At 65.8% G+C, this 17238-nt stretch carries 19 protein-coding genes; 9 read left to right on the top strand and 10 right to left on the bottom strand.

The window, feature by feature from the left end; all coding sequences use genetic code 11:
• The first annotated feature begins 1 nt into the window (after window position 1).
• Genes NDK18_RS05325 through NDK18_RS05315 form a run of 3 tightly spaced genes read left to right on the top strand, consistent with a single transcriptional unit; the run spans window position 2 to window position 2620 of the window.
• Window positions 2-484 carry a molybdenum cofactor biosynthesis protein MoaE gene (locus NDK18_RS05325; RefSeq protein ID WP_250625347.1) on the top strand — a complete coding sequence of 161 codons (483 nt, stop codon included), beginning with the start codon at window positions 2-4 and terminating at the stop codon, window positions 482-484.
• Complete coding sequence (moaCB, locus tag NDK18_RS05320; RefSeq protein ID WP_250627259.1) at window positions 481-1410, top strand: bifunctional molybdenum cofactor biosynthesis protein MoaC/MoaB; 930 nt, start codon at window positions 481-483, stop codon at window positions 1408-1410. Before NDK18_RS05325 ends, moaCB begins: the two co-directional genes overlap by 4 nt.
• The gene (locus tag NDK18_RS05315; RefSeq protein ID WP_250627258.1) at window positions 1403-2620 is read left to right on the top strand and encodes a molybdopterin molybdotransferase MoeA; all 1218 of its coding nucleotides are present in this window, start codon (window positions 1403-1405) and stop codon (window positions 2618-2620) included. The genes moaCB and NDK18_RS05315 overlap by 8 nt, the downstream gene beginning before the upstream one ends.
• Before the next feature lie 4 nt (window positions 2621-2624).
• Here NDK18_RS05315 and NDK18_RS05310 read toward each other — a convergent pair whose 3' ends face one another.
• The 4 genes from NDK18_RS05310 to NDK18_RS05295 all read right to left on the bottom strand — a co-directional run bounded on the left by NDK18_RS05310 (window position 2625) and on the right by NDK18_RS05295 (window position 5161).
• On the bottom strand, window positions 2625-2987 hold the full coding sequence (locus NDK18_RS05310) for a hypothetical protein (protein WP_250625350.1): 363 nt from the start codon (window positions 2985-2987) through the stop codon (window positions 2625-2627).
• A gap of 89 nt (window positions 2988-3076) precedes the next feature.
• Window positions 3077-3658 carry an NUDIX hydrolase gene (locus NDK18_RS05305; RefSeq protein WP_250625351.1) on the bottom strand — a complete coding sequence of 194 codons (582 nt, stop codon included), beginning with the start codon at window positions 3656-3658 and terminating at the stop codon, window positions 3077-3079.
• 43 nt (window positions 3659-3701) lie between these two features.
• A complete protein-coding gene (locus NDK18_RS05300; protein ID WP_250625352.1) occupies window positions 3702-4604 on the bottom strand; it encodes a 5'-3' exonuclease in 903 nt (300 codons plus the stop codon).
• Window positions 4592-5161: a nitroreductase family protein gene (locus tag NDK18_RS05295; RefSeq protein ID WP_250625353.1), complete on the bottom strand. Its 570-nt coding sequence runs from the start codon at window positions 5159-5161 to the stop codon at window positions 4592-4594. Before NDK18_RS05295 ends, NDK18_RS05300 begins: the two co-directional genes overlap by 13 nt.
• A gap of 61 nt (window positions 5162-5222) precedes the next feature.
• Here NDK18_RS05295 and NDK18_RS05290 point away from each other — a divergent pair, with 61 nt between their 5' ends.
• Window positions 5223-6317, top strand: coding sequence for an NAD(P) transhydrogenase subunit alpha (locus NDK18_RS05290; protein WP_250627257.1), 1095 nt, complete (start codon window positions 5223-5225; stop codon window positions 6315-6317).
• 45 nt (window positions 6318-6362) lie between these two features.
• On the opposite strand, the gene NDK18_RS05285 is transcribed toward NDK18_RS05290, so the two are convergent.
• Genes NDK18_RS05285 through NDK18_RS05275 form a run of 3 tightly spaced genes read right to left on the bottom strand, consistent with a single transcriptional unit; the run spans window position 6363 to window position 8010 of the window.
• Window positions 6363-6998 carry a DUF3106 domain-containing protein gene (locus NDK18_RS05285; protein ID WP_250627256.1) on the bottom strand — a complete coding sequence of 212 codons (636 nt, stop codon included), beginning with the start codon at window positions 6996-6998 and terminating at the stop codon, window positions 6363-6365.
• A complete protein-coding gene (locus NDK18_RS05280) occupies window positions 6998-7375 on the bottom strand; it encodes a hypothetical protein (protein WP_250625358.1) in 378 nt (125 codons plus the stop codon). Before NDK18_RS05280 ends, NDK18_RS05285 begins: the two co-directional genes overlap by 1 nt.
• Complete coding sequence (locus NDK18_RS05275; protein WP_250625359.1) at window positions 7372-8010, bottom strand: RNA polymerase sigma factor; 639 nt, start codon at window positions 8008-8010, stop codon at window positions 7372-7374. The genes NDK18_RS05280 and NDK18_RS05275 overlap by 4 nt, the downstream gene beginning before the upstream one ends.
• A 95-nt stretch (window positions 8011-8105) precedes the next feature.
• Between NDK18_RS05275 and NDK18_RS05270 the strand changes: the two genes are divergently transcribed.
• Entirely contained in the window at window positions 8106-8405 is a 300-nt protein-coding gene (locus NDK18_RS05270; RefSeq protein ID WP_250625361.1) for an NAD(P) transhydrogenase subunit alpha part 2, read from the top strand.
• Window positions 8405-9835 carry an NAD(P)(+) transhydrogenase (Re/Si-specific) subunit beta gene (locus tag NDK18_RS05265; RefSeq protein ID WP_250627255.1) on the top strand — a complete coding sequence of 477 codons (1431 nt, stop codon included), beginning with the start codon at window positions 8405-8407 and terminating at the stop codon, window positions 9833-9835. The genes NDK18_RS05270 and NDK18_RS05265 overlap by 1 nt, the downstream gene beginning before the upstream one ends.
• Here the strand turns inward: NDK18_RS05265 and NDK18_RS05260 are convergent.
• Window positions 9816-10289, bottom strand: coding sequence for a hypothetical protein (locus tag NDK18_RS05260; RefSeq protein ID WP_250627254.1), 474 nt, complete (start codon window positions 10287-10289; stop codon window positions 9816-9818). The genes NDK18_RS05265 and NDK18_RS05260 overlap by 20 nt on opposite strands.
• A gap of 174 nt (window positions 10290-10463) precedes the next feature.
• On the opposite strand from NDK18_RS05260, the gene sufT reads away from it, so the two are divergent.
• The 3 genes from sufT to NDK18_RS05245 all read left to right on the top strand — a co-directional run bounded on the left by sufT (window position 10464) and on the right by NDK18_RS05245 (window position 14990).
• Window positions 10464-11021: a putative Fe-S cluster assembly protein SufT gene (sufT, locus tag NDK18_RS05255; RefSeq protein ID WP_250627654.1), complete on the top strand. Its 558-nt coding sequence runs from the start codon at window positions 10464-10466 to the stop codon at window positions 11019-11021.
• Window positions 11022-11199: 178 nt separating this feature from the next.
• Window positions 11200-12720 (top strand): M4 family metallopeptidase, encoded by a 1521-nt coding sequence (locus NDK18_RS05250; RefSeq protein WP_250627253.1) that lies wholly within the window; start codon window positions 11200-11202, stop codon window positions 12718-12720.
• Between the two features lie 431 nt (window positions 12721-13151).
• Entirely contained in the window at window positions 13152-14990 is a 1839-nt protein-coding gene (locus NDK18_RS05245) for a M4 family metallopeptidase (RefSeq protein ID WP_250627252.1), read from the top strand.
• A 49-nt stretch (window positions 14991-15039) separates the two neighbouring features.
• On the opposite strand, the gene NDK18_RS05240 is transcribed toward NDK18_RS05245, so the two are convergent.
• Both NDK18_RS05240 and NDK18_RS05235 read right to left on the bottom strand, forming a co-directional pair.
• On the bottom strand, window positions 15040-15528 hold the full coding sequence (locus tag NDK18_RS05240) for an asparaginase domain-containing protein (protein WP_250625369.1): 489 nt from the start codon (window positions 15526-15528) through the stop codon (window positions 15040-15042).
• Window positions 15529-15617: 89 nt separating this feature from the next.
• Window positions 15618-17225 (bottom strand): acyl-CoA dehydrogenase family protein, encoded by a 1608-nt coding sequence (locus NDK18_RS05235; RefSeq protein ID WP_250627251.1) that lies wholly within the window; start codon window positions 17223-17225, stop codon window positions 15618-15620.
• Between the last annotated feature and the right edge of the window lie 13 nt (window positions 17226-17238).

Genomic DNA, 17238 nt, shown 5'->3' with positions numbered 1-17238 from the left:
CATGGCCTTCCTTTCCCACCAGCCGCTGTCCATCGATGTCCTGCTGGAACTGGACGACCACCCTGAATGTGGCGGCCTGGCCCTGTTCGTCGGCACCGTGCGCGACGAACACCTGGGACGTAAGGTCACCGGCCTTACCTACACCGCGCATGAAGCCGTGGCGGCTCGCCTGATCGGCGAGATCGAAGAGCGCACGCGGGAAAAATTCGGCGTGCCTTACTGCCGCATCCAGCACCGGCTGGGCAAGCTTGCCATTGGCGACCTGGCAATCATCTGCGTGGTGCGCGCGCCGCATCGCGCCGAGGCGTTCGAGGCATGCCGGTGGGCCGTGGATGCGGTCAAGCATGACGTGCCGGTCTGGAAGGAAGAATTCTATGCCGATGGCAGCAGCGCCTTTGTCGAAGGCTGTTGCATCCGCGACGATTTCGACGACGACCCGGCGCATCGCCATGGGCATCCCCACGAGGATCTGAAAACAGCATGAAAGACGTCGGCATGAAGCCCGATTCGCTGCGCCTGGCGCAGGCGACCGCCACCCTGCATGCGCCGGCGCACTGTATCGAGTTGCTCAGAAGCGGCAACACGGAAAAGGGCGATGCCCTGAAGACCGCGCGCGTGGCAGGCATCCTTGCCGCCAAGCGTACCGATGAACTCATCCCACTTTGCCATCCGCTGCCGATCCATCGCGCGGAGGTGACCTTCGAACTGGGTGACGGGCACGTGGTGGTCACTGCCGAAGTGCAAACCATCGGGCCGACGGGCGTGGAGATGGAGGCGCTGACCGCGGCAAGCCTGGCGGCGCTCACGCTGTACGACATGTTGAAGCCCTACGCCGAAGCCGAGCAATTGCACATCGAGGCATGCCGGTTGCTTCAGAAGAAGGGCGGCAAATCGCACTACCGTCGCCGCCTGCGTGCACCGAAGGCGGCCGCCATCGTGGTGCTTTCCGATACCGTGGCGCGGGGTGACAAGCCCGACACGGCCGGTGTGGCGGCGCGGCAGGTGCTGCAGGATGCCGGCTTCGATCCCATCGACTACCGGCTGCTTGCCGACGACGCCACCGCACTGGGCTCGGTCCTGGCCGAACTGACCGGCGCGGGTGTACCGCTGGTACTGACCGTGGGCGGCACCGGTGCGGGCACCCGCGACATCACCGTGGACGTGGTCGCGCGCATGCTCACCATGGAGCTCCCCGGCATCATGGAAGCCGCCCGTGCCTTCGGCCAACAGCGCATGCCCTTCGCCATGCTCTCGCGCGGTACGGCGGGCTATGTCGGTGAGACCCTGGTGGCCACCCTGCCTGGCAGCCGTGGCGGAACGGAACAATCGCTGGCGGCGATCCTGCCTGGCCTCGTACACCTGCTCGACGACGCCCGCGCCGGCCATGCCCACCCCGGCGGCTATGCCTGAGCATCGCCTGCTATCCCTGGCCGATGCGCTGGCCATGTATGAGGGCGTCGGCGCGTTGCCTGCGTTCGAGCTCGACCTTGCCCGTGCCCTGGGCCGCGTACTGGCCGCGCCATGCCTGGCGGCGGTCGACCTTCCCGCGTTCACCCAGAGCGCCATGGATGGTTATGCCATCCGTGGCGGCGAGACCGGTGGCGCCAGCGCGACGCACCCGGTGGTCATGCCGGTGGCAGGCATCATGGCTGCGGGCGAAGCCACCATTCCACCGATGCTCCCGGGCACCGCTTTCCGCATCTTTACCGGTGCAGCATTGCCCGTGGGCGCGGACGCCGTTGTACGGCAGGAAATCGTCGAGCGCGTGGGCAACGACATGCTGCTTCGCGAACCCGTGCCGCCGGGCAACGACGTGCGTTACCGTGGCGAGGAATTGCAACGTGGCGACACCGTCGCCGGTCCCGGGCAGCGCATCAACGCCGGATTGCTCGGTGCATTGGCAATGGCAGGGATACATGCCGTCAAGGTGCGCCCGGCCCCCCGGGTGACAGTGCTTGTGACCGGCGATGAGGTAGCCCGTGAAACCGGCGACACGACTACTGGCCGCATCCACGATGCCAATGGCCCCCTGGTCACCGCGTGGTTGCTCGAGAGAGGCTATCCGGCGCCGGCACGCGTCTACGTGGCCGACGATCCGGACGCCGTCCGCGATGCCCTGGCGCAGGCGCTGGACGGATCGGACCTGGTCATCACCACAGGCGGTGTATCCGTGGGCGACCGCGACTACATACCGTCGACGGCCCAGGCGCTCGGCGTGGAACGTATCTTCTGGAAAGTGGCGCAGAAGCCGGGCAAGCCGCTGTGGTTTGGCCGCCGGGGTTCAAGCTGGCTGATGGGCATGCCGGGGAACCCGGGCGCCGTGTTGGTGTGCCTGGCGGTACATGCGGCAGCCGTGCTTGCACGCCTTGAAGGCGAGGCTGCGGCGATGCCGGCCTGGCGTATCGGTGAGCTTGTACAGGGCGTGGAAAGCGATGCCGGGCGTGATCGCCTGCTTCGCATGGAAATCAGGGCCGACGATGGCCGGCTTCGCCTCGTGCCGCTGCCGCGGCAGGAGTCGCACATGCTTTCCAACCTGGCCAGCGCCTCGGCGCTGGTGTGGTTGCCGCGCCGCGACCAAGCGTACGCGGCGGGTGAGTTGCTGCGCTATATCGCGCTGTAGTGCCTTACCAGGTGCGGACGTCGGTCACCGTCACCGTGTAGTTGGCCATTTCGGACTGATAGCGGAACAGGCGGCCGAGGTCGAAGTCGACGCTCTGGCCCGGGGCGATGTTCGAGGTGCCGGCGGGCCAGCCCTGCTTGGTCTGCAGGACGTTGCCGGCGGCATCCTTGGCCTCGATCTTCACCTGGGCGGCGGCGGCTTCCGGGCACTTGTTGACCAGCTGGCCCTTCATGTTGAAGCGCGGCGTGCCCGCACCGGCTACCAGCTTGACGGCGAAGCCGTCGACGGTGAAATCCTTCGCTGCGCAAGCAGCGTTGGCGGCAACCGGGGCCAGGAACAGCAGGGCGGCAATGGCGGCGATTTTCATGGTTGGAACCTTGAGCGATGGGGAAACGGCGGCGGGCACATGCCCTCCGTAGCCTCCTCATCGGCAAGTTCGGCCAGACCTTTAGGCCTCTAGTTGCAAGGGGCGCCGGTATCGGCGCAGTGGTCGATGAACCAGAGGCCCGCAAACAGCTTCGGGTCGATCGAATACCCCTCCGCGGCCCGGGCGAACAGCCAGGCGCCGGCTTCGGCCCTGGGTACCTCGTGCACGAGGATGTTCTCCGTCTCGTCGCCACCCCCGTGGCCGACCTTTTCCAGGTCATAGGCGCGGACGAAGGCAATCATCTCGGTGCTCATGCCCGACGAAGAAGGCCCGGCGTGGATGAATTCGAGGCGACCGCAGCGATAGCCGGTTTCTTCCTCCAGTTCCCGGCGGGCCGCGTCCATGGCGTCTTCGGTGTCATGGGCCTCCAGGTCGCCGACCAGGCCCGCGGGCATCTCGATCGTGTTGGCGAGGATCGACACCCGGTATTGCTCGACGAACAGGACGTTGTCGTTGGGGGTGACGGCAACGATGATTACCGCGCCGCCCTCGTTGTTGCGCTCGACGTATTCCCAGCGGCCGCGCCGGCGCATGGACAACCAGCGGCCCTCGAACAGCGTTTCAACAGGGGCCCGGGCGTCGTCGGGTGCGCGGGGATGGTCGATCGTCATGCGAGTCTCCTGGAACGTTCGGCTGCCGCCCATGATGGATGTTTCACGTGACGGCGAGATCACGCAAACGTGCCCGCGTCAGCGGACCAAAACGCAGTTGCTGGCACAAGGCCTCGATGCCGGCGAGGTCGCCGGCCTGGCGACGCAGGGCTTCGGCGTGGCTGGCAACCTCGACATCGAGCGCGATGCGGGTAAGGCGCCGGTAGAGCCGGGCAAGTTCGGCATGTTCCTTCAGCCGTGCGGCGCAGGCCGCTGCGCCGCGCAGGCGCAGGTACGGCACTTCGTCGACACGCTCGAGCAGGCTGTCCAGGTCGCCGAAATGGGCCAGCAGGGCGGCAGCCGTCTTCGCGCCGACGCCGGGCACGCCGGGAATGTTGTCCACAGCATCACCGCACAATGCCAGGTAATCGGCCACCTGATGCGGATGCACGCCGATCCGCTCGAATACGCCGGCGGCGCCCCAGCGGAGGTTCTTGGCGAAATCCCATTGCTCGTCGTGCTCGCCCAGAAGCTGGCCGAAGTCTTTGTCGGCCGAGACGATGACGCTGCGGAAACCATGTGCGCGCAGCGAGAAATGCGCGCTGCCGATGAGGTCGTCCGCTTCGTATTCGTGGTCGTTCATCACTACCAGGCCCAGAGACTCGGATACGCGCCGGCACCATTCGAACTGCCGCACCAATGCTGGCGGCGGCAATTCACGGTTCGCCTTGTACGCTGGATAGATGGCATTGCGGAACGACGTAGTCAGGGAGGCATCAAACGCCACGGCCACGTGTTCGGCGCGGGTGCGCTCCAGTAGCTCGCACAGGAAACGGGTAAAGCCGTGCACGGCGTTGACTGGTTCGCCGTCGACGTCGTGAAATTCATCGGGCATCGAATGCCAGGCGCGGAAGACGTACAGGCTTCCATCCACCAGGTGGGCAACGGGGCGGCTTACGGCGTCCACGACGACACCACTTCGTCCACGGCCGGGCGCTCGCGTTCGGGGGCTTCCATGACGGGCGTGCCGACATGCACGAAACCGATGATGCCCTCATTGGCGCCGAGGCCGAGCAACGCGGCCACGTCTTCGTCGTAGGCCGCCCAGCCGGTGAGCCATTGCGCGCCGAAACCCAGCGCCTGGGCACCAAGCAACAGGTTATGGGCCACGTTGCCGGCAGCAAGCTGTTGTTCGATGGCGGGCACGCTGCTGCCGGTGTCGATACGACTGACCACGGCTATCACCAGCGGGGCGTATTCATACCGGCGGCGTTCCTTTTCGCGCTTGGCGTCGGAAAGGTTGGGCCGGCTTTCCAGGAGGGCCGACAGTCGCGCGCCGAAGGCAAGCTTGGCCTCGCCTTCAAGCAGGATCATGCGGAAGGGCGCCAGTTTGCCGTGGTCGGGCACGCGCACGGCGACCTCCAGGAGCTGGCGCAACGCCCGGGCATCGGGGCCGGGCGCGCCAAGCTGGCTGGCGGGAACGGAGCGGCGGTCCCGCAGGGCACGCAAGGGTTCATGGTTCATCCGTCGATTTTAGCAACCTCCTGTACGATGCGCGGGGTACCTCTTCACGGGAGTGTGGTCCATGGCCTTTACCGTTGCCGCCCTTCGCGAAACCGCCGCGGGCGAACGCCGGGTGGCGATCACCCCTGAAACGGCGCGCAAATGGCAGGCGGCGGGTGCATCGGTACTGCTGGAGACCGCGGCCGGACTGGCTGCCGGATTCCCCGATGAGGCCTATCCGGACGTCACCTTCGTAGACGCACAGGCGGTCGCGGCGCGCGCCGATATCCTCTTGTGCGTACAGCCGCCGTCGCCGGCCAGCCTTGCGGCCTTGCGATCGGGTTCCGTGCTGGTTGGTGCGCTGCGTTCGCATACCAGGCCCGCGTGGCTGGAGGAACTCGGCGCCCGGGGCGTGCGTGCGCATTCGCTGGAGCTGTTGCCGCGGACCACGCGCGCGCAGGCCATGGATATCTTGAGCTCCCAGGCCGCGGTGGCGGGCTACCGGGCGATGCTGATAGCCGCTACCTCGGCACCAAAATTTTTCCCCATGCTTACCACCGCGGCCGGCACCATCCGTCCCAGCCGCGTGCTGGTGATTGGTGCAGGCGTGGCGGGTTTGCAGGCGATCGCTACCGCGCGGCGCCTGGGCGCACAGACCGAAGGCTACGACGTTCGTCCGGAAACACGCGAGCAGGTGGAATCACTGGGCGCGAAATTCCTCGACCTGGGTGTCACCGCCAGCGGTACCGGCGGCTACGCACGCGAACTGTCGGCCGAGGAACGCGCGGCGCAACAGCAGGCCTTGTCCGACCACTTGCGCCAGGTGGACGTGGTGGTGACCACTGCCGCCGTGCCCGGCCGACCGGCGCCGAAGATCATCACCCGGGCCATGCTTTCGGGCATGAAAGCAGGCGCGGTGGTGGTGGATCTGGCGGCCGAGAGCGGCGGCAACTGCGAGGCCACCGAAGCCGGGCGCGAGATACACGTGGGCGCTGTGACGGTGATCGGGCCGACGGACCTGGCGGCGGGTGCACCGCTGCATGCTTCGGAAATGCTCTCGCGCAACTACCTCAATTTCGGCGTGCTGCTGATCAAGGACGGTGCGCTGCTGGAAAGCCCCGACGATGAATTGGCCACCGCGACCCAGGTAGCTGGGCAGGTAACGTCGGCTGCTTGAATCCGTTCCATGCGGGCGGCCTGCATGGGCCGCCCGAAGTTCCCGCTAGAACGGCTCATCGCCGGGCGGTGGAGGCGGAGGCCGGTGTCCATCCGGACCGTGCGGCGGACCGCCATCGGGCGGGGGGCCCATGTCGCGCGGCGGCGGCACGACGGCATCGGGGCCGATGTTCTCCAGGCCGTTGCGCCTCTGTTCGGGTGACTGCGCCCGCCAGCGCGCTACGAGGGCCGCCTGCTGGTCGGGCGGGAGATTGCGGAAGCGTTCGAAGGCCGCATGCAGGCGTTGCCGCTGCTCGGGCGTGAGCTCCTTGAAGCGGTCCATGTTCTGCCGCGCCGCGGCCCGCTGCTCAGGTGTCATCGCCTGCCACCGCTCAACCCGCTCGCGGATCGCTGCCTGGCGGTCGGGCGGCAGGTGAGTCCATTGGTCCGCCCGCTCGAGAAGGTGTTGCTGCCGGCCAGCGGGCAAGGTGTCCCACTTCTCCTGGAAAGGCGCCAGCAGGCCGCGTTGGGCAGGGCTCAGGCTCGACCATGGCCGTGCCGGCACGTTGGCGTCCGGCACGGCCATCGATGCCCTTGGCGGTGGACCGGGCGGTGGCGTCTGGGCGTGTACGGCCAGGGCCGGTATAGCCAGCAGCACGGCGGCCACGAGGCTACGCAGGCAGGAAGGGGCAGGGCGGTGCATCACCGTTGCGCTGCCTTGCCGGAGTCGTCGGCGAGCCAGGCATAGAACTGCAGATGCTCGACCATCGCCGGGTCCGCACTATCGGCATCCGGCGGCAGGTCGCCATCGGCATCGCCAAGGGTGGCCGTGGCCATGGTGGGTGCCATGGCGCTGTTCGGGCGCGGCGCCTGGGGCCAGATCAGCAGCGCGGCCAGCGCCAGCACGGCGAAGGCGCCGGCTGGCAGCAGCAGGCGGCTGGCCGTGGAAGTCGACGGACCTGCCATCGCTTCGCGGCGGGCCGCGCGCAACCGGCCGGCAATCACCGGGTCGATGTCGTGGCTGGCACGCCGGTAAAGGTCGCGGGCACGGCGTGCAATGTCTTCGGAGCGATCGTTCATCGCCATTCCTCGAGTTGGTCGCGCAGGCTTTGCATCGCACGCGACAGATGTGTCTTGACGCTTCCCTGCGAGCAGTCCATGGCGGCCGCTGTTTCAGCAACGTCCAGCCCTTCGAGCACGCGCAGCATGAATGCTTCGCGCTGGCGGCGCGGCAGCTTGCGTACGGCCTGGCTTATATGCGCGTAAGCCTGGCTGTCTTCCAGTCTTGCCGCCGGGCCAGGCCCGGTATCGGCCGGTTCCCAAGCGGGTAGTTCATCGCCGTCGTCGTCCTTGCCGCCGCCCAGCCATCCGACCACGACCGAGCGCACCTTGCGGCGGCGCTGCAGGTCGACGATGCGCCGGCGCAGGATGCCCCAGAACAGCGGCGACCACTCCGCGGCAGGCTTGTCGCGGTAGTGCCGCACCAGCCGCAGCATGGCGTCCTGCACGGCGTCCATGGCGTCCTCGCGGTTGCCAAGGTTCATTTCCGCCATTCGCCACGCGCGCCGCTCTACCTGGGCCAGGAAGGCCTCCAGGGTGGCAGGGGCCCCGGCGATATGCTCCTCGAACCCGGCGTCGATGACGGCACCGGTGGCATTCAAGGCTGTCTCGTCCTTCGCAGAGGGCACCCGCGGCGGCGCATGTTTTTGCTCCATGGCGTCTACCGGGGAAATAACGCAGTACCCAGTGTAAGCGTTGACAGGGAAGTCCGTATGATGGGTGGGACTTGAGCCACTGCGGATGGGGATCGATGGACGGTTTCGTGGCGCTTTACGTGTTCATGCTGGCGGCTTTTACCGGGTATGAAATCATCGGCAGGGTCCCGGTGATCCTCCACACCCCCCTGATGTCCGGCTCCAATTTCATCCACGGCATCGTGCTGGTGGGCGCCATGATCGCCCTGGGGCATGCCACCACGCCGCTGGAAACGGCCATCGGCTTCATCGGCGTGCTGCTGGGCGCCGGCAACGCCGCCGGTGGCTACGTGGCCACGGCGCGCATGCTGGAGATGTTCAAGTCCAGTACCCCGGCCGGCGGGGGCAAGCACTGATGGCCTGGCTCGGGATGGCCATCAAGGCCTGCTATTTTCTCGCCGCGCTCCTTTTCATCCTTGGTCTCAAACGCATGAGTTCCCCGCGCACCGCTCGCGGGGGCATCGGCTGGGCCGGCGTGGGCATGGTGCTGGCGGTGCTTGCCACCTTCTGCCTGCCGGACCTCGCCAACCGCTGGCTGATGGTGGTGGCCGTGGTGCTGGGCACCCTGGGCGCCTGGTGGTCGGGGCGCCGCGTGGCGATGACCGCGATGCCGCAGATGGTGGCCCTGTACAACGGCATGGGCGGCGGCGCTGCCGCGGCGATCGGCGCGGCGGAACTGCTCGCCGTGAGCGGCCATGTGGTGGAACTGATGGGCGGCGGCACGTTTGTAGCGGCCAATTACACGCCGCCATCGATGCCGCAGCTGGTGCTGGCCCTGTTGGGCGGCCTGATCGGCGCGGTGAGTTTTTCAGGTTCGCTGATCGCCTTCGGCAAGCTGCAGGGATGGATCGACCGTCGCTACGTGTTCCCTGGCCAGCGCACGGTCAATGCGCTGGTGCTGCTGGCGGCACTGGCGCTGGCGGGCTTCATGACCATCTCCGGCCCGACCATGCCGCTGGTGTGCGCGTTCTTTGCCCTTGCCCTTATCCTGGGCGTGATGATGACGCTGCCGATCGGCGGCGCCGACATGCCGGTGGTGATCTCGCTGTACAACGCGCTCACGGGCCTGGCGGTGGCCTTCGAGGGCTACGTGCTGGGGAATGAGGCGATGGTGATCGCAGGCACCGTGGTGGGCGCGGCCGGTACGCTGTTGACGCAGTTGATGGCGCGGGCGATGAACCGCTCGTTGGGTAACGTGCTATTCGGTAGCTTCGGTGCAGCGTCGGGCCCCGCCACGGCGCTTGCCGGTGCGCAGAAACCGATCGATGCCGCGGACGCGGCGGTAATGCTCGCTTACGCCGAGCGCGTGGTGATCGTGCCCGGTTACGGCATGGCGGTGGCCCAGGCCCAGCACAAGGTATGGGAGTTCTCGCAGCTGCTGATCGCCCGGGGGGTAAAGGTACGTTTTGCCATCCATCCGGTGGCCGGACGCATGCCCGGGCATATGAATGTGCTGTTGGCGGAAGCCGGCGTTCCGTATGACCTTATCGTGGACATGGACGATGTGAATCCGGAACTACCCACCACCGATGTCGCCGTGGTGATCGGCGCCAACGACGTGGTCAATCCCCTGGCAAAGACCGATCCCACCTCGCCGATCTACGGCATGCCGATCCTGGACGTGGCGCAGTGCCGGCAGGTGATCGTGGTCAAGCGCGGGCAGGGCACGGGTTTCGCCGGGATCGAGAACGCGCTGTTCTATGCCGACAACGCCCGCATGCTCTATGGCGACGGCCAGGCCGTGGCCGGCCAGCTGGTGGCCGGTATCAAGGCGCTGGACGACTGACCACCGGCCGCCGGGCGCGGCCAGCGGCCCAGGCGGCCAGGGCGAGCGCCAGCGCGTAGAGCAGGTGGTCGCCGGCAGTCAGGCCAAGCCTTGCCATGCCCACGGTATTGGCAAGGCCCGCATCGCGCATGGCCTGGACGAAACCGATGCCGAAGGCGCTGGCGATCCTTCCCCAGGTCACCAGGCAGTTGGCATAGAGGGCAGCGATCACCAGGGACGCTGCGCCAAGTGCCGCGCGGGTAACGGCACCCAATTGCACCCAATGCCGCAAGCCTGTGCCCAGGAGCCATCCCGCGGGCAGGACAAGCCATGCCAGCGGATGCGCCGCGAAGCCCGCGGGAAGGCCCAGCAGCCGGCCCAGGGGCTGGGCGAACATGGCAAGCACCGATAGCGCCGCGCCGCCCGCCAGGGCGAACAATACGCAGCAGAGCATTCCGTAGAACAGGCGACTCACGCCGGCACGATCCAGCGGGAAGGGGTCGGCATGGGGCGATATCCTTATGCTTGGCGGCAAACGGACATGATACCGGGCCGGGTTGAGATCGGTGCCTTGCGGCCCGATTTTCAGGTGAGTAGCGTCATAATGGGCGACTTTGCCGTCGCTGGTCTGGTGGCTTTCGAGAATTCCATGAGCGGTTTCAGTCTTAGCAGCGAGCCTTTCACCCTCGAGCGCGATTGCGTGGCGGTGATGGTTCCCCAGGGTGAGCAGGTGACCCTGCCCGCCGGCCAGATCGGGTACATCACCCAGGCCCTCGGCGGCAGCTTCACGGTGTATGTCGAGGGCAATTTATTCCGCATCGCGGGCCAGGACGCCGACGCCCTGGGCAAGGACGCACCCCCAGCCATCGAGCTTCCGGCCGATGCCGGCGATGAAGACGTCGAAAAACTCGTGTGGCAACAGCTTCGCACCTGCTTCGATCCGGAAATCCCCATCAACGTGGTGGAGCTTGGCCTGGTCTACGACGCCACTCTCGAGCGCACCGATGCCGGCGAGCGCAAGGTGTACGTGAAGATGACCCTGACCGCGCCCGGTTGCGGCATGGGCGACATCCTGGTCGATGACGTACGCACCAAGCTTGAACTGATCCCCACGGTCAGTGAGGCGGATGTCGACCTCGTCTTCGATCCGCCGTGGAATCATTCGATGATGTCGGATGCGGCCAAGCTCGAAACCGGCATGCTTTGACAACCTCGGGGCTTAGGCTTACCCGGTATTTCCTGTACGTGTACGCCGGACGACGTCATTCCCGACGGCGGCAAAGGGCTGTGCACGGCTGCATCGGCCCGTAGCGGAAGTCCAGAGTTTCCAGGCGGGCAACGTCGCCCGCAGGCGCCGACGTGGCGCCGTTACCTGGAGCCTTCCCATGCATGTGAACTATCCGCGCGGCCCCCTTGGCCGCCTTTCCCTTTGTGCGTGCGCCATCGCTCTGGCGCTGCCGGCGTCCATGTTGCACGCTGCCCAGTCCCAACGCATCGACGGCGACTCGCTACAGGGCAGTCAGTTGGCCGGCATGTCACGGATCATCGATGCAGACCTGGGGACCGACTGGCGGGTCGAGGCTTCGGCGGCCACGGTTCATGGCACCCGCACAGTCAAACTGCAGCAGCTGAAGAACGGCGTGCCGATCCTGGGAAGCATCGCCACGGTCGAAGTGGCGAACGGCGATGAAATCATCGTCAGTGCCACGGGGACCTTCACCCGCGATGTGGCAGCGCTTGCCTCGCCGCGGCCGCAGCTTGATGCCGCGGCTGCGCGCGGCATGCTACTGGGCGGGATGTCATTGGCGGGCGGCGCGGAAATCACCGAGGGCGCCAGTGACCTTTTTTATCACGTCGGCCAGGACAACATCGCGCGGCTGGCATGGCGGGTATCGGTGGGTATCGGTGGCGAGCATCCCTCGGTGCCGGCCGGAATCGTCGATGCCAGCGATGGCACGGTGCTTGAGCGCTGGGACGAACTGATGCACGCCAGTGACGTGGCTAACGGCCCGGGCGGCAACGCCAAGATCGGCACCGTGACTTATGGCGTGGACAAACCCCTGCTGCGGGTGACCTCGAACAACGGCACCTGCGCGCTGCAGAACGAAAGCGTCATCACGGTCAACCTTCGGCAGACCACCAATACCGGCAACCGCACGCCATGGTCGTTCGTCTGCCCGACCAACATCGGCGATGGCATCAACGGCGGCTATGGCCCTCTCAATGACGCCCACCACTACGGTTCGGCGGTGTTCGCCATGTATCGCGAACTCACCGGACAGCCGCCGATATCCACGCCGCTCATTGCGCAGGTCCACTATGCGCGGAACTACGACAACGCATCCTGGAATCCCGCCAGCCGCACCATGCAGTTTGGTGACGGCAACACCGTGTTCTATCCCCTGGTCGCCCTGGACGTGATCGCCCATGAGGTAAGTCATGGCTATACAACGGATAACTCGAATCTTATCTACAACAGCAATCATTCCGGCGGCATGAACGAGGCATTCTCCGACATGGCCGGCGAGGCGGCGAAGTTTTACGCCAATGGTTCGAATGATTTCCTCGTGGGCGCCGAGATCACCAAGACCACGCCTGCCTTGCGATACATGTGCGAACCCAGGCGCGATGGTCGATCCATCGATCATCAGCGCGATTTCAAACCCATGGAAAACCATTTTTCCAGCGGCGTATACAACAAGGCGTTCTGCACGCTGGCCAAAACCGAAGGATGGAACGCGCTTTCCGCTTTCGAGGCTTTCGCCCGGGCCAACAAGCTGTACTGGACGGCCAATAGCACGTTCAACCAGGGCGCGTGCGGCGTAGTGGCCGCGGCCAACGACCTTGGCTCTTCCGTCGATGATGTCGTTGACGCATTCGACGCGGTCGGCGTGCGTTGCAACTAGTTTTCCCTTGTAAGCGGGCACGCGCATGCCGCGTGTCCGCTTTTTCTTTCGCTTCGGTTTGCCTCGTGGCAATGGAGCAAACATGCTTCAATACAACTGCTTGGCTGCACCATGAAAACGATTTCGCAAGGAATTGCCGAATAAGCAAGAGCTTGCGAACATGAGAACTGCCTCACAGTACACCTTGGTCAACCTGCTAGTTTCAATTGCGTCGACAGGCGGGGAGCCTGCGCGACACTCCGTGGCGCCGGTGGAGGCCGGTGACGCAACTTGAAGGATCCGCGCTATCCCGGAAGGAGAGGGGCCGGGCAGCGTCGTTGATCCTCTCGGAGGTCATAAAAAAACCACCGGAGCCGCTTCATGCGGCATGTCGAGATGTGGCCGTCGCGGTCGCAACAGGCGAGTGCGCGCGCTACCTTGGGAGGAAACACATGGCAAGTTCATTTCGTTCGAATGCACTGGTCGTTGCGCTGGCACTGGCCGCCGCATCGCAAGTGCATGCCGCGACCGAGCAGAAGATGGTCGCCCAAAGCTTGAATGCAACACCCGTGGCAAGCCTCGCCGGCCAGCTGGGCCTGGACAACCGGTCGGGCCTGGTCGAGAAAAACTCGTCGCCTACTGCGCATGGCACGCGCACGGTGCGCATGCAACAGACCTACATGGGGGTACCCGTGTATGGGAAAACCGTCGCCGTCGAGCAGGACGACCGTGGCAATGCGCTGCGGGCGACGGGCGTGGTCGCGACCAGCCTGACCGTGGAGCTTGCGTCGGTGACGCCGAAGCTCGACCAGGCGGCCGCACTGGCTGTGTTGCAGCGACGAAATGCCTCGCTCGTAGCGCTGGGGGCGAAGCCCGAGAACACTCGCGCCGACCTCTATGTCTATCCCCAGGACAACGCGCCCGCGCGCCTGGTGTACCTCACTTCGTACGTGCTCAACGGCGATCGTCCATCACGGCCCACGGCCATCATCGATGCCAATACCGGGGAGGTGATCGCGCAGTGGGAGGGCCTTGCCAATGCCGAGGTCGATGCCACCGGTCCGGGCGGCAATGCCAAGACAGGCCAATACACCTACGGCACGGACTATCCCGCGTTGCGCGTGACGCAGTCGGGCAGCACGTGCACGGCGCAGAACGCCAACGTCAAGACCTATAACCTCAATCACAAGACCAGCGGCGGCACGCTGTGGAGCTTTACCTGCCCGACCAGCCAGGGCGATGCCATCAATGGTGCGTACTCGCCGATCAACGATGCCCACCATTTTGGTGGAGTCGTACATGACATGTACGTCGCCTACACCGGCGCCGCGCCGCTGAACCAGGTGCTGCTGATGAAGGTGCACTACGGCAACAGCTACGAAAACGCATTCTGGGACGGCACCCAGATGAGCTTCGGCGATGGCGCCAGCACGTTCTACCCGCTGGTGGCGATCGACGTTACCGGCCATGAGATCAGCCATGGTTATACCGAGCAGCATTCCAACCTCGCCTATACCGGTCAATCCGGTGGCATGAACGAGGCGTACTCGGATATCGCCGGTGAGGCGACGGAATACTTCGACCGTGGAAGCAACGACTTCCTGGTCGGCGCCGACATCGTCAAGACCAGCGCAGGCATCGGCAATGCCCTGCGCTACATGTGCAACCCGCCGCAGGATGGTGGCTCCATCGACAACGCCGCTGACTACACCTCCAGCCTTGACGTTCACTATTCCAGTGGCGTCTACAACAAGGCGTTCTGCCTGCTGGCAAAGACCAGCGGCTGGGATACCCAGAAGGCCTTCAAGGTGTTCGCGCGCGCCAACGCGCTTTACTGGGGTGCGAACGAGACCTTCAACAACGGCGCATGCGGCGTGGCCAGTGCCGCGACGGATCTTGGCTTTTCCGCGGCCAACGTAGCCACTGCCTTCCAGGGTGTGGGCGTGACCTGCGGTAGTGGTGGCGGTGGCGGTGGCGGTACGGCGCTGTCCAATGGCGTAGCCAAGACGGGCCTGTCCGGTGCCAAGGGAAGCGAAACGACATACACCGTGGTTATCGCGGCCGGCGCCAGGAATCTCACCATCGCCATGTCCGGTGGCACGGGTGATGCCGACCTGTACACCCGTTTCGGAGCGGCGCCCACCACCACGACCTACGATTGCCGTCCGTACAAGACGGGCAATGCCGAGACGTGCACCGTGGCGGCGCCCAAGGCCGGGACTTACTACGTCAAGATTCGCGGCTATGCCGCTTACTCAGGCGTCAGCATCAAGGCGTCCTGGACGCCGTAGGGTCGATCGGTGAAATCCCGCCGGCGTGATGCCGGCGGGATTTCAATGCTCAGGCGTTCGACTCGAACCGATTGGCGTCGCGATTCTTGCGAACCTTGGCCGGGTCCCAGATGCGTCCGTTCATGGCGATGTACACGCCATCGGCGAGTGTCTGCACCGCGCCCACCGCGCAGCCCACGTTGAACACGGCATCGGACCCCTGGAACCGGGCCGGGTTCAGGGCGCCGGTAAGAACGATCACCTTGTCCGGAATGCCGGCAAGCTGGGCGGCCGTCTCGACCATGGTGTCGGTGCCATGCGTCACCAGCACGTGGCGGTGCGGTTGTGCCTCGATGGTGCTGCGCATAAGCGCGCGATCTTCATCGGTGACGTGCAGGCTGTCCTTGCGCAGGATGGGGATGACCTCAAAGCGAAAACCCACGCCCAGTTGGGTAAGGATCTCGCCGATCTGCGGGGCACCGATCTGATAGTCCGACTTGTCGTCGAAATAGATCTTGTCGATGGTGCCGCCGGTGGTGACGATGGTGAGATGCTGCATGGGCGTGGTTTCCTGGCCAAGGGCACAAGTTTAGCCCGTGCCGGATGTGCTCGCTGAAGGTCCGGTGCCGCATAGGGGGCACCGGCAACTCAAGGGTGCAGCAGGGCTGCATCTTCGGCGGACTCTCCCACCGGATCGTGCACCAGCCCCAGGCCAAGGAATCGGGTCAGCGCCGCATTTCCGTGGTCGTCGTCGGCGTCCAGTTGACTGGCCAGGGCCGCGGCGGCTGCGGCCTGTCCAAGGGTGAAAATTGCAGCGCGAGCCGCGGCTTCGGATCCCGCCTCCAGCATGGCCGCCATCGACAGCACGGCCTCGTGCACGGGCGAGCTGGCTCTCGCCCCGGCACCTTGGCAAAGGGCGGCCAGTGTTTCGGCAAGTTCCCCTGCGTCCACGCCGCGCAGTGCGCGCATGAGATCCAGCGCCAGGACGTTGGTCGTGCCTTCCCAGATGGGATAAACCTGCGCATCACGAAGCAGCTGTGGCAGCCCCGTATCCTCGATGTAACCCGCACCGCCAAAACACTCCAGTGCTTCGGAGGCCACGCGTACGGCAAGCTTGCCGGTCCATGCCTTGGCCGCGGGCGTCAGTACCCGCAGCAGCACGCGTTCCTGGGCGGATGCCTCCTGGTGCTCTACCTTGCCCAGCAGTTCGGCTATCAGGAAGGCGAGTGCGAATGCCGCCGCGCCCTCGGACTGCATGGTCGCCAGCGTGCGCGCGTGCAGGGGTTGCTCGATCAGCGGCCGTCCGAACGCCTCGCGACGCCGTGCGTAGTCCAGCGCCAGTGCATTGGCGCGCGCGATGGTCGCCACCGCGCAGATGGCGTTCCAGGTGCGCGTGACATTGAGCATCGGCGCCACCAGCTTCACGCCGTGGTCGAGGCCGCCCACCGGGTGGGCAGGTATGCCGTCCAGTTCCACCTCGGCGGTCGGCAGTTCGCGCGTGCCGAGCTTGTCCTTCAGGCGGTTGATGGTAAGCCCCTGCCAGCGGCCTTCGGCATCGCGGGTCTCGACGTAGAACAGGGCGAGGGCGGATGTCCCGGCGGCGGCGCCCTCGGGTCGTGCCAGCGCCAGCGCGGCCTCACCGACCACCGCTGAGCTGAACCATTTGCGCCCATGGAGCCGCCACTCACCATCGCTGCCTTGCCGTGCCACCGTTTCGGTGCGGCCCACATCCGAACCGCCCGGGGTTTCGGTCATCCATTGTCCTGAAAGCCAGAGGCTGCCGGCGTCGCGGCTCAGGAAGTGACCCACGGCGCGGTCGATCAGTGCCTGGTTGCCCGAGGCCTTCAAGGCCGTGGCCGCGCCATCGGTCATCGCCAGGGGGCACGTATAGAACTCGCTGGCCACGTGGTACAGGTAGACGCGTGCGAACTGTCCAACGCGTGCCAGTGCATCGGCTTCATGGCCGGCGGCAAGCACGCCGTAGCGCGTGGTGATATCGGGACCTGCCTTCCAGGCCGGGGTCAGTTCGATACGGTCCACGCGTGAGCCCCAGGCATCGAACGCGGTCAATATCGGTTCGGAGCGCGACGACTCCCGTGCCGTGGAATAAGCCTGCATGGCATGCGTGGCCAATGCCCGCAGGTCCGGCAGCATGGCGTCGCGAAAGCGCGCCGGCAGCCGGCGCAGCAACCGCTGCAGGTTCGGATCGTCCAGCAACGGATCGGGCAGGGTGGGCGCATCCTGGCGAAACGTCATGCGTACAGACTCC

It is taken from the genome of Pinirhizobacter soli, assembly GCF_015905305.1.
Taxonomy (GTDB): domain Bacteria; phylum Pseudomonadota; class Gammaproteobacteria; order Xanthomonadales; family Rhodanobacteraceae; genus Pinirhizobacter; species Pinirhizobacter soli.
Note: the sequence above shows the minus strand (reverse complement) of the source record. Positions and strands in the feature narration are given on the sequence as shown.

What these genes read in the sequence shown, in the direction of transcription:
- NDK18_RS05325 (WP_250625347.1), top strand. Translation starts at nt 2, where the DNA reads ATGGCCTTCCTTTCCCACCAGCCGCTGTCCATCGATGTCCTGCTGGAA.
- moaCB (WP_250627259.1), top strand. Translation starts at nt 481, where the DNA reads ATGAAAGACGTCGGCATGAAGCCCGATTCGCTGCGCCTGGCGCAGGCG.
- NDK18_RS05315 (WP_250627258.1), top strand. Translation starts at nt 1,403, where the DNA reads ATGCCTGAGCATCGCCTGCTATCCCTGGCCGATGCGCTGGCCATGTAT.
- NDK18_RS05310 (WP_250625350.1), bottom strand. Translation starts at nt 2,987, where the DNA reads ATGAAAATCGCCGCCATTGCCGCCCTGCTGTTCCTGGCCCCGGTTGCC.
- NDK18_RS05305 (WP_250625351.1), bottom strand. Translation starts at nt 3,658, where the DNA reads ATGACGATCGACCATCCCCGCGCACCCGACGACGCCCGGGCCCCTGTT.
- NDK18_RS05295 (WP_250625353.1), bottom strand. Translation starts at nt 5,161, where the DNA reads ATGAACCATGAACCCTTGCGTGCCCTGCGGGACCGCCGCTCCGTTCCC.
- NDK18_RS05290 (WP_250627257.1), top strand. Translation starts at nt 5,223, where the DNA reads ATGGCCTTTACCGTTGCCGCCCTTCGCGAAACCGCCGCGGGCGAACGC.
- NDK18_RS05285 (WP_250627256.1), bottom strand. Translation starts at nt 6,998, where the DNA reads ATGCACCGCCCTGCCCCTTCCTGCCTGCGTAGCCTCGTGGCCGCCGTG.
- NDK18_RS05280 (WP_250625358.1), bottom strand. Translation starts at nt 7,375, where the DNA reads ATGAACGATCGCTCCGAAGACATTGCACGCCGTGCCCGCGACCTTTAC.
- NDK18_RS05275 (WP_250625359.1), bottom strand. Translation starts at nt 8,010, where the DNA reads ATGGAGCAAAAACATGCGCCGCCGCGGGTGCCCTCTGCGAAGGACGAG.
- NDK18_RS05270 (WP_250625361.1), top strand. Translation starts at nt 8,106, where the DNA reads ATGGACGGTTTCGTGGCGCTTTACGTGTTCATGCTGGCGGCTTTTACC.
- NDK18_RS05265 (WP_250627255.1), top strand. Translation starts at nt 8,405, where the DNA reads ATGGCCTGGCTCGGGATGGCCATCAAGGCCTGCTATTTTCTCGCCGCG.
- sufT (WP_250627654.1), top strand. Translation starts at nt 10,464, where the DNA reads ATGAGCGGTTTCAGTCTTAGCAGCGAGCCTTTCACCCTCGAGCGCGAT.
- NDK18_RS05250 (WP_250627253.1), top strand. Translation starts at nt 11,200, where the DNA reads ATGCATGTGAACTATCCGCGCGGCCCCCTTGGCCGCCTTTCCCTTTGT.
- NDK18_RS05245 (WP_250627252.1), top strand. Translation starts at nt 13,152, where the DNA reads ATGGCAAGTTCATTTCGTTCGAATGCACTGGTCGTTGCGCTGGCACTG.
- NDK18_RS05240 (WP_250625369.1), bottom strand. Translation starts at nt 15,528, where the DNA reads ATGCAGCATCTCACCATCGTCACCACCGGCGGCACCATCGACAAGATC.
- NDK18_RS05235 (WP_250627251.1), bottom strand. Translation starts at nt 17,225, where the DNA reads ATGACGTTTCGCCAGGATGCGCCCACCCTGCCCGATCCGTTGCTGGAC.